Origin of the sequence: Streptomyces niphimycinicus, from assembly GCF_018883605.1 — a bacterium.
GTDB classification, from domain to species: domain Bacteria; phylum Actinomycetota; class Actinomycetes; order Streptomycetales; family Streptomycetaceae; genus Streptomyces; species Streptomyces niphimycinicus.
On sequence record NZ_JAHLEM010000143.1, the window covers coordinates 1 to 18,148 of the forward strand.

Below are 18,148 nucleotides of genomic sequence, written 5' to 3' on the forward strand. Positions count from 1 at the left end.
GTGACCCTCTAGCCTACCCGCCGCGCTGGGACTCCCTCGCCACGGAGCTACGCCGCCAGGGCCGCCCGGTGCTTCTTACGGGAGACATCCGCCCACAGACCGGGCAGCTCACGCTCGCGGGCGGCGGCCCGCGCCTCCTCCCTGCCGTACAGCAGGCCGAAGGTGAAGTCGCTCTCCCCCGCGCCGTGGGCCTGGGTGGCCAGCGCCCGCAGCGCCTCGCGCACGACGACGCTGTCCTGGTGGTCGCCGAGCACGTCCTGTACGGACTGCATACGGCGGGCGAACTTCTTGGCGGGCTTGCCGAGCGCGGGCCGGGCCGTCTCGGCGGCGTAACGGACGCGCTTGGCGGCCTTACGGGCCTGATGGACGGCCACGTCGCGGTCCGTCCCCGGGGGCGTCTCCAGGGCGGTGGCCATACGGGTGGCGAGCCGCTCGTAGTCGCGCAGCACGGCACCCACGACCACCGGTGCGGCCGGCTTGGCGGCGGCGGGGCGCAGCGGCGGATCGGCCACCAGGGCGTCGAGGGTGTCCAGGAGCGTGAGGTAGCGCTCGCCGTCCAGCGCGCCCAGGACGGCCGCGCGGGCGCCGTCGCGCTGCCCCTGCGACCAGTGGTCCAGCCGGTTCGCCACCGGGCCGAGGCGGAGGTCGTCCGGCAGCTCGGCGAGACGGCCCTCGAGCCGCTCGGTGAGCACCTCGCGGTCGCGTTCCACACCGAGCTCACCGGCCAGCCACTTCAGCTCGTCGCCGATCGGATCGGTCACCGCACGGTCCAGGACCTTGCGGTAGGAGCGGAAGGCGCTGCGCAGCCGGCGGGTGGCGACCCGCATCCGGTGCACCGCGTCCGGCAGGTCCCTGCGCACGGCGGGGTCGAGCCGCACCATGGCGCCGATCTGACGGCGCACGTAGTCCAGGACGACATCGTCGGCGCCGAGCGGCCGCCGGGGCGCCGACGCGGCCTGCTCGACCTGACGGGCGCTTTTCGCGGGCTTGCCGGGCTTGGCGGGCCCGCCTCCGCCGGTGGCGACCGCGACCGCGGCCCGCTCCGTCTCGGCCAGGGCCTTGGCGAGCTTGGAGGGGGTCTCGGCGCGGTGCAGACCGCCGTCGCGCAGCCGCCCCTCGACCGCGTCCAGCAGCCGCTGATCGTGGCCCCGGCCCTCGGCGAGCTCGACCTCGACCTCGGTCCACCGCACCGGCTCGCTCTCCTCCGGCGCCAGCCGCCGGGCCGTCACGCGGTCGACGGACACCTCGGCGAGCACGGTGCCGTCGGCGTCCACGAGATCCTTACGGTCCCGCTCGGTGTGCAGATGGGCCAGCGGGCGCAGCGGATCGTGGCGGACCCGCGAGCGCAGCAGCGCGGCCATCTCCGCGGGCACCTCGGCGCCGAGCGGCGCCCGGAGCTCCTCGCGGGTGTCCTGGCCGACGGGCAGCTTCAGATGCCAGCCCTCGTCGGCGCCGCCGGTGCGGTGGCGCAGGGTGATGCCGTCGGCCAGCAGCCGTCGCCCGGGGGTGTCGTAATAGGTGGCATCGAGGGTCGCGACACCTCGGCTCACCACGGTCGCGACCGGACCCGCCCCGGTCAGTTCGGGAAGACCCGGCAGGTCGGGCCGCCCGGACGGCCCGGCTTCCTCGGCGGTGGCCTCGTACTTGCGCTCTATCTCCTGCTTTGTGTCCACCATGTGATGTCACGTACCCGAAATCGGGCCAATCAGCCCTAAGCGGAGACGGGCCTCTGCACTCGGATGGACTGAAGCAGCCCGATCGCGATCCATACGGCGAACATCGACGTTCCGCCGTAGGAGACGAACGGCAGCGGCAGACCGGCCACCGGCATGATGCCCAGCGTCATCCCGATGTTCTCGAAGGACTGGAAGGCGAACCAGGCGATGATCCCGGCCGCGACCACGGTCCCGTACAGCTCCGTGGTGTCGCGCGCGATCCGGCAGGCGCGCCACAGCACGACCCCCAGCAGCACGATGATCAGGCCCCCGCCGAGGAAGCCGAGCTCCTCCCCCGCGACCGAGAAGACGAAGTCGGTCTGCTGCTCGGGCACGAACTGACCGGTGGTCTGGGTGCCGTGGAAGAGCCCCTTACCGGTGAGACCGCCCGAGCCGATCGCGATCCGCGCCTGGTTGGTGTTGTAGCCGACCCCGGCCGGGTCGAGCGCGGGGTTGGCGAAGGCGGCGAAGCGGTCGATCTGGTACTGGTCGAGGACGTGCAACTGCCAGATGAGCAGCGCGCCGACCACGGCCGTGAGGATCAGCCCGGCGATCCAGCGGTTGGACGCGCCGGAGGCGAGCAGCACGGCGAGCACGATCACCGCCATGACCATCACCGAGCCGAGGTCCGGCATCAGCAGCACGATCGCGATGGGCAGTGCGGCCAGGCCGAGCGACTGGACGACGGTGCGGTGGTCGGGGTTGAGCCGGTCACCCGCGTCCACGCGGGCGGCCAGCAGCATCGCCATGCCCAGGATGATCGTGATCTTGGCGAACTCACCCGGCTGGAGGGAGAATCCGCCGCCGACCACGATCCATGCGTGCGCCCCGTTGATCGTCGAGCCCAGCGGGGTGAGCACGGCGAGGACGAGGACGACGGACAGGCCGTAGAGGACCGGGACCGCGCCGCGCAGGGTGCGATGGCCCAGCCAGATGGTGCCGATGGCGAGCAGCAGCCCGATGCCGGTGTTGAGGGCGTGCCGGACCAGGAAGTAGTACGGGTCGCCGCCGTTCAGCTCGGTGCGGTTGCGGGTGGCGGAGTAGACGAGCGCCGCGCCGATCGCGGACAGGGCCAGCGAGGTGAGCAGCAGCACCCAGTCGAGGCGGCGCACGATGGAGTCGCGCGCCATGAGCTTGCCCCAGGTGCCGCGCTCAGGGGTGAAGCGGCGTACGGAGTACCCATGCGTGGACGCGCTCATGAATCCGCTCCCCGCCGCCGCTCGCGCGAAGCCGCCTCGAACTGCTTGCCCAGGGGCTGGGGCTCGATGGAGCCGTCCGAGGAGATCTTCGGCAGGCTGGCCTGCGGCCGGGGCAGCAGCGCCTTCTTCTTGTCGATGCCGCCCTTGGCGTCGACCCCGTACAGCGCGTTGTAGATCTTGCGCACCGCCGGGCCGGAGGCACCGGAGCCGGTACCGCCCTGGGAGATCGTCATGACGATCGAGTAGTCCTTGGTGTACGTCGCGAACCACGAGGTGGTCTGCTTGCCGTAGACCTCCGCGGTACCGGTCTTGGCGTGCATCGGGATCTTGTCCTGCGGCCAGCCCTGGAACCGCCAGGCGGCGGTGCCCCGGGTGGCGACGCCCGCGAGCGCGCTGTCGATCTGCTCGCGGGTCTGGCCCTTCATCGGCAGCTTGCCGTGCGACTCCGGCTTGATCTCCTGGACGTCCTTGCCGTCGGGGCTGACGATCGCCTTGCCGACGGTCGGGTTGTAGAGCGTTCCGCCGTTGCTGATGGCCGCGTAGATGGTGGCCATCTGGATCGGGGTGACGAGGGTGTCGCCCTGGCCGATGGAGTAGTTCACGGAGTCACCGGCGCGCATCTTCATGCCCTCGAGACAGTTCTCGTAGGCGATCCGCTGACCGTAGTTCCCGGTCTTCTTGCCGCTCTTGCACCAGGCGTCCTTGTTGGCCTTCCAGTAGTCCTTCTTCCACTGGCGGTCCGGGACCCGGCCGGTGACCTCGTTGGGGAGGTCGATGCCGGTCTCCTTACCGAGGCCGAACTGGTGGGCGGTCCGGTAGAACCAGTCCCCCGGCTTCTTCTTGGGCTTGTTGCCGCCGTCCTTCTTCCACTGCTCGTAGGCGAGGTGGTAGAAGACGGTGTCGCAGGAGACCTCCAGCGCGCGGCCGAGGCTGATCCCGCCGTAGTTCTCGGACTCGAAGTTCTTGAAGACCTGGCTGCCGATGTTGAACGAGCTGGTGCAGGGATACGGCCCGTTGAAGGAGTAGCCGGCGTTGATCGCGGCGGTCGTCGGGACGACCTTGAAGATCGAGCCGGGGGCCGCCTGACCCTGGATCGCCCGGTTGAGCAGCGGGTAGTTGGACTTCTTGCCGGTGAGCTGCTTGTAGTCCTTGCCGGAGATGCCGCCGACCCAGGCGTTGGGGTCGTACGTCGGATTGGACGCCATGGCCACCACCCGGCCGGTCTTGGCCTCCATGACCACGACCGCGCCGGAGTCCGCCTTGTAGTTGGTGCCGGTGTTCCGGTCGTGCTGCTTGCGGGCGTCCTGCATCGCCTGCTCCAGCTCCTTCTCCGCGACCGATTGGACGCGCGAGTCGATGCTGGTGACGACGTTGTCGCCGGGACGGGCCTGCTGGCTCTCCCGCTGGCCGATGACCCGGCCCAGGTTGTCGACCTCGTAGCGGGTCACCCCGGCCTCGCCGCGCAGCTCGCTGTCGTACTGGCGCTCGAGGCCGTTGCTGCCGACCTGGTCGGAGCGGAGCAGCGGCGACTTGCTGTGCTCGGCCGCCTTCACCTGCTCATCGGTGACCGGGGAGAGATAGCCGAGCACCTGGGCGGCGTTGGAACCGGCCGGAGCGGCGTAGCGGCGTACGGCGGTGGGCTCGGCGCTGATGCCAGGGAAGTCCTCTTCGCGCTCGCGGATCTGGAGCGCCTGCTTGGCGGTGGCCTCGTCGGTGATCGGGATGGGCTGGTACGGGGAGCCGTTCCAGCAAGGCTGCGGGGTCTTGGCGTCGCACAGCCGGACCTTGTCCATCACGTCCTTGGGCTTCATGCCCAGGACATCGGCCAGCCGGGTGAGGGCGGCCTTTCCGTCGTCCGGCATCTTCATCAGCTCGGTGCGGCTGGCGGAGACGACCAGACGGGTCTCGTTGTCGGCGAGCGGCACCCCGCGGGCGTCCAGTATGGAGCCGCGCACGGCGGGGCGGACGACCTGCTGGACATGGTTGTTGGCGGCTTCGGCGGTGTACTCGTCGCCGTTGCGGATCTGGAGGTACCACAGCCGCCCGCCGAGAGTCAGCAGCAGCGAGAAGACCAGGATCTGGAGGCCGACGAGCCGGATGGTGACCCGGGGGGTCCGTCCGGTCTCGGGGATATTACTCATGGCATCCCCTGAGGGCGGTGGTGGGCGAGGGGAGGGCGGCGGAGGGGAGGGCGGCGGGCGACAGGAGGGCGGGGCTCACAGGCGCTTGACCCCCTTGATGCGTGCCGTCCGGTTCTTCCCGGCGCGGGACAGCAGCCCACCGCGCTGGCTGCCGATCCGGGCCGCCCGGCCCGGACGCCTGAGCCGGCTCATCCGGCCGATCCGGCCGGAGCTGACGCCGCCCGCCGTGCTGATCCAGCGGGACGGGCTCTCACCGCCGCCGCCCGCGCTGTCGGCCATCGGATCGTTCTCGCTCCGTCTGGCCAGCCCCATGATCAGCGGCACCGTGAAGGGTGCCAGCAGCAGGTCGTAGAGGGCCGCGGTGAACAGCAGCTTGCCCAGGCCCACCTGACGGGCCGCGTCGTCGCCGACGAGGATGCCGACCCCGGCGTACAGCAGCGTGGCGCCGATGGCCGCGGCCACGACCACCAGCATCGGCCCGGTGGCCGACCTGAGCTGGCCGGACTCCGGCTTGGCGAGCCCCGCCAGATAGCCGATGACGCACAGCACCAGGGCATAGCGGCCGGCGGCGTGGTCGGCGGGCGGGGCGAGGTCGGCGAGCAGGCCCGCGGCGAAGCCGATGAGCGCACCGCCGGTGTGGCCGTAGACGAGCGCGAGGCCGAGCACGACGAGGAGCAGCAGGTCGGGGACGGCGCCGGGCAGTTGGAGCCGGGCCAGCACACAGATCTGGACGACGAGGGCGAAGACCACCAGGCAGGTCGACAGGACGATCCGGTTGAGGTGCAGCATCGGTCAGCTCCTGTTGGCGGCCGGGCTCGTGGCGGTGGCGGAGGGGTTGGCCGTGACGGTGACCGTGGGCGTCGGCTTGGGCTTCGCGGGCTTGGGCGGCAGCACCGTGTCCCGCGGATTGCCGCGCGGCGGCTGGACGACGACCCCGACGATGTCCAGCTTGCTGAACCGCACATACGGGCGCACTTGAAGCGTGCGGGTGAGATCCCCTCCGGTGGGGTCGACGCGCACGACCTTGCCGACCGGGACTCCGGGGACGAACGGCTTGTCCGCCTGGGAGCCGAAGGTGACCATCCGGTCGCCCTGCTTGATCCGGGCCTTGCCGTTGAGGAGCTGGACATGGAGCGAGCGGTCGCCGCGCCCGGTGGCGAAGCCGAGCTCGCCCGACCCCTCCATCCGGGTGCCGACGGTGAAGTCCGGGTCGATGGCGAGCAGCACGGTCGCCGTCGAGGAGCCGACGGTGGTGACCCGGCCGACCAGCCCGTCGCCGTTGATGACGGTCATATCGCGGCGGATGCCGTCGTTGCTGCCGATGTCGAGGGTGACGGTCCAGGAGAAGCCCTGGGCGGCGCCGATGCCGATGACCTGGGCGCCCTTGATGCCGTATTGGCCGGCGCCGGCGGTCTTGAGCAGCTTGTCGAGCTCGGCCGAGCGGGCGCTGTTACGGGCGTCGTTGCCGAGCTTTTGCTTGAGTTTGGTGTTCTCTTCCTCCAGGCGGCGGACCCGGTCGCGCCGGTCACCGGATTCCCGTACGGCCGCGACGGCGTTCCCGACCGGGTCGACGGCGGACGCGACGCCGTCCTCCACCGGCCCGAAGACGGAAGCGGCGGCCTGACGGGCGCCGTCGAGGGGTGAGTCCTCGCCGCCGCGGATATCCACCGTGATCAGCGCGAACGCGATGGCGACCAGCAGCACCAGGAGCAGCCGGCTCTCTCGTGTGTCCCTCACGTGCGGCGACGTGCCTTCCTCGTCGAAGTCGGACCGGTGCCGGCGCCGGTGATGTGGTGACCGGCCGGTCCTGGGGAGCCTTATGCCTGTATATCAGCGTTCCGCCGCATGGGCAGCCAACCGCCCGCACGGCCCGATCGCCGGATTGTCATCTGCGGGGCTGGGCGTCCAGCACCTGCTGGAGCGCCTCGAACTCCTCCACGCACTTGCCGGACCCGAGCGCGACGGAGTCCAGCGGATCCTCGGCGATATGGATCGGCATCCCGGTCTCCTGGCGCAGCCGCTCATCCAGGCCGCGCAGCAGCGCGCCGCCACCGGTGAGCACGATGCCGCGGTCCATGACGTCGCCGGAGAGCTCCGGGGGGCACTTGTCGAGGGTGGTCTTGACGGCGTCGACGATCGAGTTGACCGGCTCCTCCATGGCCTTGCGGACCTCGGCAGCGGAGATCACGACGGTCTTGGGGAGGCCGCTGACCAGGTCACGGCCTCGGATCTCGGTGTGTTCCTCTTCGTCGCTCTCGGCCGCGGAGCCAATGGTGATCTTGATGTTCTCGGCGGTGCGCTCGCCGAGCAGCAGGCTGTACTCCTTCTTGATGTGCTGGATGATCGCGTTGTCCAGCTCATCGCCCGCCACCCGGATGGACTGCGCGGTGACGATGCCGCCCAGCGAGATGACGGCGACCTCGGTGGTGCCGCCGCCGATGTCCACGACCATGTTGCCGGTGGCCTCGTGGACCGGAAGGCCCGAACCGATGGCCGCCGCCATGGGCTCCTCGATGATGTGCACCTGGCGGGCGCCCGCCTGGGTGGACGCCTCGATGACGGCACGGCGCTCGACTCCGGTGATACCGGAGGGCACACAGACGACCACCCGGGGCCGGGCGAGATAGCGGCGCTTATGAATCTTCAGGATGAAGTACCGCAACATCCGCTCGGTGATCTCGAAGTCGGCGATAACGCCGTCCTTGAGCGGACGCACAGCGACGATGTTGCCAGGGGTGCGGCCGATCATCTTCTTCGCCTCGGCGCCCACGGCGAGAATTCCGCCGGTGTTGGTGTTGATGGCGACGACGGATGGCTCGTTGAGGACGATCCCGCGGCCCCTGACGTACACCAGCGTGTTGGCGGTCCCGAGGTCGACAGCCATGTCACGGCCGATGAACGACATGTTGTTCCCCATGAGGATACGTCAGGCCTTCCCTGCTGGAGCGATTGCTTGCTAGAGGTCGGCAGGATGGGTGTGCGCTGCGAGGCGCGGAGGCTTCATCGTAGTCACGCCCGCTCGAACACGCTGCGGGGGTCCTCCGCCATTGTCAGCAGAACACGACCCCGCCTCCTCTAATGGTGACGTCGTGTCGCGGAGATGCGTTCCCCCGATCGGCTCGCATATGCCGAAGGGCGGCCGGGCAATTCGGCCGCCCCCAGGTCAGCAGGGGTGTGGCAAGCAGATGATCAAACTGATGGCCGATCAGTATCGATCGGATCGGGATCAGGCGAGCCCGGGAAAGAAAATCTTGATTTCCCGTTCGGCGGACTCCTCGGAGTCCGAAGCATGGATCAGATTTTCCCGAACGATGGTGCCGAAATCGCCACGGATGGACCCGGGTGCCGCGGCGATCGGGTCGGTCGGCCCGGCCAGCGCCCGGACGCCCTCGATGACCCGCTCGCCCTCGACGACCAGCGCCACGGCCGGAGCGGAGGCCATGAACTCCATCAGGGGCTCGTAGAAGGGCTTGCCGACATGCTCGGCGTAGTGCTGCTCCAGGACCTCACGGTCGAGCTGACGCAGTTCGAGGGCGCTGATCGTCCAGCCCGCCTTCTTCTCGATCCGCCCCAGAATCTCGCCCACCAGACCGCGTCGGACGGCGTCGGGCTTGAGAAGGACGAGCGTGCGCTGGCTCACGGTGCGGGCTCCTTTGGGAAATGGCGTGCGGGTGGCGCTGTGAAGCTGAGGCTACATGGGTGAACGAGGGCCACGTCACGCAGCGTCAGGCGAGGCGGCCGAGGCCGCGGCGAACCGCGCCTTCGCCTCGTCGACCTTACGGCCGAAGTGGACCGAGGCCCACCACAGCGCGGCGAAGACCACCCCGAGGACGAACATGGTGGTCACCACGAAGCCGCTCAGCACCAGGCCGATCTGAAGGGCCCAGCCGATCTGCACCGCGCCCGGACGGCTCAGCATTCCGCACAGCAGCACACACAGCGCCATGGCGATCCCGCTGACCGTCCAGACGGTGCCCGTCGACAGCCCGGACGTCTTCATCGCGACCAGCCCGGCGAAGCCGATCACAAAGAACTCACCGATGAGGGTGGAAGCGCACAGCGTCCGCATATCAGCCCCTTCCCAGAAGCAGCCGGGCCTCGCCGACCGTGATCACCGACCCGGTCACCAGAACACCCGCTCCGGCGTATTCGCCCTCTTCCTCCGCCAGGGTGATGGCTTCCTCCAGGGCGTCGTCCAGCCGGGGCTCGACCTGGACCCGGTCGGAGCCGAAGACCTCGACGGCGATCGCGGCCAGCTCGTCCGGATCCATCGAGCGATGGCTGGAATTGCGGGTCACCACGACCTCGGCGAAGATCGGCTCGAAGGCTTCGAGCACACCGCGCACATCCTTGTCGGCGCTCGCCCCGACCACGCCGATCAGCCGGCTGAAGTCGAAGGACTCGGTGACCGCCTCGGCCGCCGCACGGGCGCCCGCGGGGTTGTGCGCGGCGTCCAGCACCACGGTGGGGCTGCGCCGCACGACCTCCATCCGGCCCGGCGAGGTCACGGAGGCGAAGGCGGAACGGATCGTGTCCATGTCGAGCGTGCGGGCGTGCTGGGAGCCGATGCCGAAGAACGCCTCGACGGCCGCCAGCGCCATCGCCGCGTTATGCGCCTGGTGGGCGCCGTGCAGCGGGAGGAAGACATCGGGATACTCCCCGCCGAGGCCGCGCAGGGTCAGCAGTTGACCCCCGACCGCCACCTCACGGGAGAGCACACCGAACTCCATGCCCTCACGGGCGACGGTGGCGTCCACCTCGACGGCGCGCTTGAGCACCACGGAGGCGGCCTCCACCGGCTGCTGCGCGAGCACCACGGTGGCGTCCTGCTTCACTATGCCGGCCTTCTCCGTGGCGATCTGCTCAGGAGTGGTGCCGAGCCGGTCGGTGTGGTCCAGCGAGATCGGCATGATCACCGCGACGCCCGCGTCGACCACATTGGTGGCGTCCCAGGAGCCGCCCATGCCGACCTCGACCACCGCGATGTCCACGGGCGCGTCCGCGAAGGCCGCGTACGCCATCCCGGTGAGCACCTCGAAGAAGGACAGCCGGTGCTCCTGCTGGGCGTCGACCATCTCGATGTACGGCTGGACGTCCTGGTACGTCTCGATGAACCGCTCGGCGGAGATCGGCGCCCCGTCCAGGCTGATCCGCTCCGTGATCGACTGGACATGGGGGCTGGTGTAGCGGCCGGTACGCAGCTCGAAGGCGCCCAGCAGCGACTCGACCATCCGGGCGGTGCTGGTCTTGCCGTTGGTGCCGGTGATGTGGATCGAGGGATAGGCCCGCTGCGGCGAGCCGAGGATGTCCATCAGCGACTCGATGCGCACCAGCGACGGGTCCAGCTTGGTCTCCGGCCAGCGCTTGGCCAGCTCGCCCTCCACCTCGCGCAGGGCGCGGTCCACCTCGGGGTCGGCCGGGCGGGAGGGCATGCCGTCTCCCTGCGGTGGCCCGGACTGCGCACGCAGCGTCCGGCTGCCGGCCTCGATCACCGCCAGATCGGGGTCACGGTCGGTCTCGGCTTCGACGATCTCTTCGAACTCGTCGGACTCGTTCTGGGGGCGCTCCTCGCTCACGCCGACCAGTCTACGAGGCAGGGGTGACAAGCCGGGCCAGCGCCATCGCCAGGGTCACGACCCGGTATCACCGAGGAGGTCACGACCCCGTATCGGCGAGTGCGGCCTTCATCATCGACTTGGCGATCGGCCCCGCCAGACCGCCGCCGGAGATGTCGGCGCGGGCCGCGTCGCTGTCCTCGACGACCACCGCGACCGCGACCTTGTGGCCGTTGCCGGCGTCCGCGTAGCTGATGAACCACGCGTAGGGGTTGGCACTGTTGTTCTCACCGTGCTGGGCGGTGCCGGTCTTGCCGCCCACCGTCACCCCGGGGATCTTCGCGTTGGTCCCGGTGCCCTGGTCCACGACCGTCCGCATCGCGGACTGGAGCTCCGACGCGGTGTGCTTGGACATCGCCTCGCTGTAGGTCTTGGCCTGGCTCCGGTCCAGGGCGGAGGCGGTGCCGTCCGTGGTGCGGTCGACCTCGTACGGGGTCATCAGCTTGCCGTCGTTCGCGATGGCCGAGGTGACCATCGCCATCTGGAGCGGAGTGGCCGTCACATCGAACTGGCCCATACCGCTCAGGGCCGTCTGCGAGTCGTCCATCCCGCTCGGGTAGATGCTCTTCGCGGCGCGCACCGGGATGTCCAGCTTGGAGTCGTCGAAGCCCAGCTTCTCGGCCTGCGCCGCCACCTTGGACTGGCCCAGGTCCACGGCCATCTTGGCGAAGACCGTGTTGCACGAGTACTCCAGGGCGGTGCGTATCGTCGCGTTCTTACAGGGCGCCGACCGGTTCTCGTTGTGCATATCGGTGACCGTGCCCGGCAGCCGGTACGGATCGGGGCTCTTGGTCGGCTCGTCCACCGACGAGTACAGCCCGTTCTCCAGTGCCGCTGCGGCGACCAGGACCTTGAAGGTCGAGCCCGGCGGGTACGTCTGGCGCAGCGCGCGGTTCAGCATCGGCTGCTTCTTGTCCTTTTGCAGCGCGAGCCATGCCTTCTGGTCCTTGGTGGAGGAGCCCGCGAAGCTGCCGGGGTCGTACGAGGGCGTGCTGGCCAGGCCCAGGACGGCGCCGGTCGTGGGGTCGAGCGCCACGGCCGCGCCGGTCTTGTTGCCCAGGCCCTCATAGGCGGCCTTCTGGACGGCCGGGTTGATCGTGGTGATCACATCGCCGGGCTTGGACCGCTCCCGCGTCACCGCTTCGAGCGGGTTCTTCAGCCGGCTGTCGGAGCCGTCGAGGACCTGCCGGTCCAGTGCCTCGAGCTGAGTGCTGCCGTAGGACTGGGAGGCGTAGCCGGTGATCGGGGCCCAGAGCTTGCCGTCGGTGTAGGTGCGCTTGTACTTCAGGTTGCCGTCGGTGGCGGCCGAGCCGGTGACCGGCTTGCCGCCGACCAGGATGTCGCCCAGCGGGCCGGCGTACTGGGAGATGGCCACACGGCTGTTGTGCGTGTTGTCCCGGAGGCTGTCGCCTCTCGCCAACTGCACATAGGTGGCCCAGACGAGCAGGGCCAGCACGAGCAGAAGCGAGAAAATGGAGGCCCTTCGCAGTGGCTTGTTCATGGAGGGTGGAGCTCCTTCCGGGACGTACTGCCGGAGAACTCCCGGAAGCAGGTGTTTGGTTCCCGGTGAGGCTTTACTGTGCGGGGCCTGTGAGGCGTTTGTGAGGCGTTTGTGAGGCTTCCGCGGGCGTCTGTGGCACATCGCACACACCGAAGCGCCCCCGCCGGATTCCGGCGGGGGCGCTTCATGCGATCAGTACCGACCGGCTTTCGGCCAGCCTTCGGCTAGCGCTCGGTCAGCCCTTGTCAATCGTTGTCAGCCCTTGGGGAGGGCCGCCAACTGGGCGGTGATCCGGGCGATATCGGCCTCGGCGGTCGCCTGCCGGGTGCGGATCTTCTCCACCACATGGTCGGGTGCCTTGGCCAGGAAGCCCTCGTTGGACAGCTTCGCGGTCGTCTGCGCCTTGTCCTTCTCGGCCGCGGCGAGATCCTTGGCCAGCCGCTTGCGCTCGGCCTCGACGTCGATCGCGCCGGACAGGTCCAGCGCCACGGTCGCGCCCGCGACCGGCAGCGAGGCGGTGGCCGTGAAGTCCTCACCGGCGGGCTGGAGGCGCAGCAGGGAGCGCATCGCGTCCTCGTGGGCGGCGAGCGAGGTGCCGGACAGCTCCAGCTTCGCCGGGACCCGCTGACCGGGCTGGAGGCCCTGGTCGGCGCGGAACCGGCGGACCTCGGTGACCACCTGCTGGAGGTTCTCGATCTCCCGCTCGGCCGCCTCGTCCCGGAAGCCGCTGTCGCCCGGCCACTCCGCGATGACGACGGACTCCTGGCCGGTCAGCGAGGTCCACAGCTTCTCGGTGACGAACGGCACCACCGGGTGCAGCAGCCGCAGCGTGACGTCCAGGACCTCGCCGAGGACGCGCCGCGCGGCGTCGGCCTCCGCGCCGCCCTTGGCGAAGGTGGTCTTGGACAGCTCGACATACCAGTCGAAGACCTCGTCCCACGCGAAGTGGTAGAGGACGTCGGAGAGCTTGGCGAACTGGTAGTCCTCGTAGTACGCGTCGACCTCGGCGACGACCTCGTTCAGCCGGGACAGGATCCAGCGGTCGGTGGCGGACAGCCGCTCGGGGGCGGGCAGTTCACCCTCGACCGTCGCGCCGTTCATCAGCGCGAAGCGCGTCGCGTTCCAGATCTTGTTGGCGAAGTTGCGGGACGCCTGGACCCAGTCCTCGCCGATCGGGACGTCGACCCCGGGGTTGGCGCCCCGGGCCAGCGTGAAGCGGACCGCGTCGGAGCCGTAGGTGTCCATCCAGTCCAGCGGATTGACCGCGTTCCCAAAGGACTTGGACATCTTCTTGCCGAACTGGTCACGCACCATGCCGTGCAGCGCGATGGTGTGGAACGGCGGGGTGCCGTCCATCGCGTAGAGACCGAACATCATCATCCGGGCGACCCAGAAGAAGAGGATGTCGTAGCCGGTGACCAGGACCGAGTTCGGATAGAACTTCGCCATGCTCTCGGTCCGCTCGGGCCAGCCGAGCGTGGAGAACGGCCACAGGCCGGACGAGAACCAGGTGTCCAGGACATCGCTGTCCTGGTGCCAGCCCTCGCCGCTCGGCGGCTCCTCGTTCGGTCCGACGCAGACGACCTCGCCGTTCGGCCCGTACCAGACCGGGATCCGGTGGCCCCACCAGAGCTGGCGCGAGATGCACCAGTCGTGGAGGTTGTCGACCCAGTCGAAGTAGCGCTTCGACATGTCCTCCGGGTGGATCTTCACCCGGCCGTCGCGGACCGCGTCGCCCGCGGCCTTGGCCAGCGGGCCGACCTTGACCCACCACTGCATGGACAGCCGCGGCTCGATGGTCGTCTTACAGCGCGAGCAGTGGCCCACGGAGTGGGTGTACGGGCGCTTCTCGGCGACGATCCGGCCCTCGGCGCGCAGCGCGCCGACGACGGCGCTGCGCGCCTCCAGCCGGTCCAGGCCCTGGAAGGGGCCGTGGGCGGTGATGACCGCGTGCTCGTCCATGACGGTCAGGTTCGGCAGGCCGTGCCGCTGGCCGATCTCGAAGTCGTTCGGGTCGTGGGCCGGGGTGACCTTGACCGCTCCGGTGCCGAACTCGGGGTCGACGTGCTCGTCGGCGACGATCGGGATCCGGCGGCCGGTGAGCGGCAATTCGATCTCGGTGCCGACCAGATGGCGGTAGCGCTCGTCGTCCGGGTGGACGGCGACCGCGGTGTCGCCCAGCATCGTCTCGGCGCGAGTCGTCGCCACGATGATGGACGCGTCGCCCTCGCCGTACCGGATCGAGACGAGCTCGCCGTCATCGTCGTCGTACTCCACCTCGATGTCCGAGATGGCCGTAAGGCAGCGCGGGCACCAGTTGATGATGCGCTCGGCGCGGTAGATCAGCTCGTCCTCGTAGAGCCGCTTGAAGATCGTCTGGACGGCCTTGGAGAGCCCCTCGTCCATGGTGAAGCGCTCGCGGTTCCAGGCGACGCCGTCGCCCAGCCGCCGCATCTGGCCGGAGATCTGGCCGCCGGACTCGCTCTTCCACTGCCAGACGCGCTCGACGAACGCCTCGCGGCCCAGGTCGTGGCGGGAGACGCCCTCCTTGGCCAGTTCGCGCTCGACCACGTTCTGCGTGGCGATACCGGCGTGGTCCATACCGGGCTGCCAGAGCGTCTCAAAGCCCTGCATTCGCTTGCGCCGGGTGAGCGCATCGATGATCGTGTGCTCGAAGGCATGGCCGAGGTGGAGCGAGCCGGTCACATTGGGGGGCGGGATGACGATGGTGTAGGGCTCTTTGTCGCTCTTCGCGTCCGCCTCGAAGTAACCGCGCTCTACCCAGCGCTCGTACAGCGGCCCCTCTACATCGGCCGGCGCGTACTGGGTCGGCAGTTCGGGGTGGCTGTTCGGCCCGCTTGCGGGGCGCTGCGAAGAGTTCTCGGTCACCTCCGCAGTCTAAAGGGCCGCGGCCTTCCGTTACGAACCCGTTGTGGCCCCGGGGCCAAGGCGCCCTGAGGCGTCGGGAAGGATGTTTGGAACTGTCATGCGCATAAGGAGAGGCACATGAGCCATCAGCAGCCGCCGCCGCAGCCCGGCCCCTACGGGGGCCAGCCAGGGGCGTACGGCGCCGGCCAGCCGCCGGTGCCCAATCCGTATGCGCAGACACCGGGCTACGGCCGGCAGCCGCAGGGCGGCTACGGTCAGCCGAGCCCTTACGGCGGGTCCGGCGGCTATGGACATCCGCAGCCCGCGAACCCTTACGGGCAGCCGCCCCAGCCTCCCCAGCCGGGCCCCGTGCCCCAGCAGGGCCCCGTGCAGCAGGGCCCGGGCTACTACGGCGGGCCCCAGGTGCCGCCGTCCCAGGTGCCGCCATCCCAGGCGCCGCCGCCCCAGGGACCGGCCGCCGGTGGCCGCGGTAAGGGCCGCAAGGTGGCTCTCGCGGTCGGCGCGGTGGTGGTCCTGGGGGCGCTGGGGGCGGGGGCGTTCATGCTCTTCGGCGGCGGCAGCGGCGGCCCGTACAAGCTGTCCACGCCCAAGACCGTGGCCGCGGACTACGAACGCCAGGGCTCGGGCACGGACGACAGCGATCTGTCGGCCGCGGGCAAGAAGGACCTCCAGCAGGTGCCGGTCGTCAAGGACCCGCATCTGGTGGCGGCCGACTACCAGACCTCCGGCAAGGAGATGCTGAAGTTCACCGGCGTCTGGGGCGAGGTGACCGACCCGGCGCGGGGCGCGGACCTCGCCCTGGCGGTCATCGTCAAGACGCTCCAGGACAACGGCACCGCGCAGGCCAAGGGCAGCCCCCAGACGTTCTCCCCGGACGGCTTCGACGGGGACGTCCTGAAGTGCCAGTCCATGAAGTTCACCTCGGATCAGGGATCCATGGAGGCCCCCGCGTGCGTCTGGGGCGACAAGGACACCCTGGGCGTCACGGTCATGGCGGACCCGGCGGCCGCGGTTCTCGGCGGCGGTATGTCCCTTGAGGACGCCGCCGGCCTCACGGCCAAGGTGCGCAAGGACGCGCGCGTCGAGATCGCCGGCTAGCCGGCGACCGGCGAACAGCAACACAACAGCGGTTTCACCAACGAGGGATACAGATGAGCTACAACCAGCCGGGCCCCTACGGCCAGCAGCCCGGGCAGCCGGGTCCCTACGGACAAGGTGGTGCGGCCGGCCAGCCCGGCTACGGCTACCCGCAGCAGCCGGGTCCCTACGGACAGCCGCCGCAGCCGGGCTACGGCTACCCCGGGCAGCCGCAGGGGCAGCCGGGCCCCTACGGACAGCCCCCGAACCCGTACGGCCAGCAGCAGCCGTACGGCCAGCCGGGCATGCCGGGCCCGTACCAGCCGGGCCCGGGCCAGGGCGGCGGCAACAAGAAGGGCCTGTGGCTCGCGATCGGCGCGGTGGTCGTGGTGGCCGCGGTCGTCGGCGGCGTCCTGGTGCTCCAGGGCGGGGACGACAACGGCGGCGGTGGCGGCGGTAAGGTCGCCGACGACGGCAAGCGGTACAAGCTCACCACCCCCCAGACGGTGGCCGGCGACTACACCAAGGAGTCCTCCGGCTCCGGCGGCGGGCTCACCTCCTCGGACGCGGACGACTTCGAGAAGTTCGGCGTCAGCAACCCCGAGCCCGTGAGCGCGGAGTACAAGTCCGGTGAGGGCATGAGCGTGAAGAAGCTCCAGCTCAACGGCGTCTGGGGCGAGGTGAAGGACCCGGAGTCGGTTGTCGACGGCGCCTTCGCGAAGATCGCCCAGGAGGCCGAGAAGGACTCCTCGACCAGCAGCGGAATGAAGGCCGAACTGGTGGGCAGCCCGGAGTCGGTGTCGCCCAGCGGCTTCGAGAACGCCGTGATGAAGTGCCAGAACACCAAGTTCACCCCGGGCGAGGGCGGCGGCTCCAGCGGCATACCCAGCAAGGGGTTCACGATCCCGATCTGCATGTGGGGTGACAACAGCACGGTGGGCTATGTGGTCGTCTCCGACGCGGCCGCGGCGCTGTCCGGCAACGGCATGTCGCTCGACGAGGCCGGTGAGATCACCGCGAAGGTCCGCAACGACGCGCGGGTCGAGATCAAGTAGCCGAGCGGGCCGCCCAGTTCACAGGCCACAGCCGATCCGGAGGGGGACCCCCACAGCCATGAGCCACAACCAGCCACCGCCACCGGGGCCCTACGGCGGCGGACCCGGCCCGTACGGGGGCGCTCAGCCCAATCCGTACAGCGGAGGGCAGCAGCAGCCCGCGGAGCCCAACCCGTACGCGCAGCCGCAGGGTTACGGCTATCCGCAAGCGCAGCCTCCGCAGGGCTATGGCTACCCGCAGCAGGCGGGTCCCTACGGCCAGCCGCCCTACCCCGCGCCGCCCGCGGCCGGCGGCGGCGGCAACCGCACCAAGATCATCGCGGTGACGGTGGCCGGGCTCGTGGTGGTGGGCGCCATCGTCACCGGCGCCGTGGTGCTGTCCGGCGGCGACGACGGCCCGAAGTCGATGAAGCTGGTCACCCCCAAGACGCTCGACGACGGCACGTACACGCTGGACAAGGGCACGGACGACCTCGACAACGAGGGCACCAGCGTGCAGGGCAGCATGCCCGAGGGCGCGACCTCGGTGCTGGCCCAGTACAAGCGGTCGGACGACGACAACTCGGGGCTCGCCTTCTCCGGGATGTACGGCGAGATCAGCGACCCGGAGGCGGTCCGGGACGAGATGTTCAAGGGCTTCGAGGGCGGCGACGGCTCCCCCTCGGTGGAGAAGAAGCGCAAGCGGTTCCAGCCGGAGGGCGCTGACGGCCCCTCGGTGGAGTGCGAGGTGGTCAAGCTCTACGACCGGATCTACGCCCCGGCCTGCGTCTGGGCGGAGGAGACGGACGCGGCGATGGTGCTCGACGTCAACGCGGAGAACACCTCGGCGTCCGACGCCGACATGGAGTCCTTCGCCAAGGTGACCGCGGGCATCTACCAGGACACCCGCAAGCCCGCCTGAACCACCCGTAAGACGCCCACAGGGCGCGTACGACACGAAGAGGGCCCCGGGAGAC

General features: G+C 69.9%; 14 protein-coding genes. 3 read left to right on the forward strand and 11 right to left on the reverse strand.

Annotation, left to right across the window (positions count from 1 at the left end; translation table 11 throughout):
- Window positions 1-47 precede the first annotated feature (47 nt).
- The 11 genes from KN815_RS14685 to KN815_RS14735 form a co-directional block, all read right to left on the reverse strand.
- Window positions 48-1,676: a CYTH and CHAD domain-containing protein gene (locus tag KN815_RS14685; protein ID WP_216342391.1), complete on the reverse strand. Its 1,629-nt coding sequence runs from the start codon at window positions 1,674-1,676 to the stop codon at window positions 48-50.
- Between the two features lie 35 nt (window positions 1,677-1,711).
- A complete protein-coding gene (gene rodA, locus KN815_RS14690; protein ID WP_216342392.1) occupies window positions 1,712-2,914 on the reverse strand; it encodes a rod shape-determining protein RodA in 1,203 nt (400 codons plus the stop codon).
- A complete protein-coding gene (gene mrdA, locus KN815_RS14695; RefSeq protein ID WP_216342393.1) occupies window positions 2,911-5,055 on the reverse strand; it encodes a penicillin-binding protein 2 in 2,145 nt (714 codons plus the stop codon). Before mrdA ends, rodA begins: the two co-directional genes overlap by 4 nt.
- 75 nt (window positions 5,056-5,130) lie before the next feature.
- On the reverse strand, window positions 5,131-5,841 hold the full coding sequence (mreD, locus tag KN815_RS14700; protein ID WP_216342406.1) for a rod shape-determining protein MreD: 711 nt from the start codon (window positions 5,839-5,841) through the stop codon (window positions 5,131-5,133).
- Window positions 5,842-5,847: 6 nt separating this feature from the next.
- The gene (mreC, locus tag KN815_RS14705; RefSeq protein WP_216342394.1) at window positions 5,848-6,792 is read right to left on the reverse strand and encodes a rod shape-determining protein MreC; all 945 of its coding nucleotides are present in this window, start codon (window positions 6,790-6,792) and stop codon (window positions 5,848-5,850) included.
- A 148-nt stretch (window positions 6,793-6,940) separates the two neighbouring features.
- Window positions 6,941-7,960 carry a rod shape-determining protein gene (locus tag KN815_RS14710; protein ID WP_014060693.1) on the reverse strand — a complete coding sequence of 340 codons (1,020 nt, stop codon included), beginning with the start codon at window positions 7,958-7,960 and terminating at the stop codon, window positions 6,941-6,943.
- Between the two features lie 321 nt (window positions 7,961-8,281).
- A complete protein-coding gene (gene ndk, locus KN815_RS14715; protein WP_078641414.1) occupies window positions 8,282-8,695 on the reverse strand; it encodes a nucleoside-diphosphate kinase in 414 nt (137 codons plus the stop codon).
- Between the two features lie 75 nt (window positions 8,696-8,770).
- Entirely contained in the window at window positions 8,771-9,124 is a 354-nt protein-coding gene (locus KN815_RS14720; protein ID WP_078641415.1) for a DUF4233 domain-containing protein, read from the reverse strand.
- A 1-nt stretch (window position 9,125) separates the two neighbouring features.
- A complete protein-coding gene (folC, locus tag KN815_RS14725) occupies window positions 9,126-10,631 on the reverse strand; it encodes a bifunctional tetrahydrofolate synthase/dihydrofolate synthase (RefSeq protein WP_216342395.1) in 1,506 nt (501 codons plus the stop codon).
- Between the two features lie 79 nt (window positions 10,632-10,710).
- Window positions 10,711-12,171 (reverse strand): peptidoglycan D,D-transpeptidase FtsI family protein, encoded by a 1,461-nt coding sequence (locus KN815_RS14730; RefSeq protein WP_216342396.1) that lies wholly within the window; start codon window positions 12,169-12,171, stop codon window positions 10,711-10,713.
- 255 nt (window positions 12,172-12,426) lie between these two features.
- A complete protein-coding gene (locus tag KN815_RS14735) occupies window positions 12,427-15,060 on the reverse strand; it encodes a valine--tRNA ligase (RefSeq protein ID WP_216342397.1) in 2,634 nt (877 codons plus the stop codon).
- Window positions 15,061-15,177: 117 nt separating this feature from the next.
- Between KN815_RS14735 and KN815_RS14740 the strand changes: the two genes are divergently transcribed.
- From KN815_RS14740 to KN815_RS14750, 3 genes are read left to right on the forward strand one after another with little or no spacing between them, the layout of a single operon-like run.
- Window positions 15,178-16,158: a hypothetical protein gene (locus KN815_RS14740; protein ID WP_216342398.1), complete on the forward strand. Its 981-nt coding sequence runs from the start codon at window positions 15,178-15,180 to the stop codon at window positions 16,156-16,158.
- Window positions 16,159-16,211: 53 nt separating this feature from the next.
- Window positions 16,212-17,192, forward strand: a complete 981-nt coding sequence (locus KN815_RS14745; protein WP_216342399.1) for a hypothetical protein — start codon at window positions 16,212-16,214, stop codon at window positions 17,190-17,192.
- 58 nt (window positions 17,193-17,250) lie between these two features.
- Window positions 17,251-18,093, forward strand: coding sequence for a hypothetical protein (locus KN815_RS14750; protein WP_216342400.1), 843 nt, complete (start codon window positions 17,251-17,253; stop codon window positions 18,091-18,093).
- The last annotated feature ends 55 nt before the right edge of the window (window positions 18,094-18,148 follow it).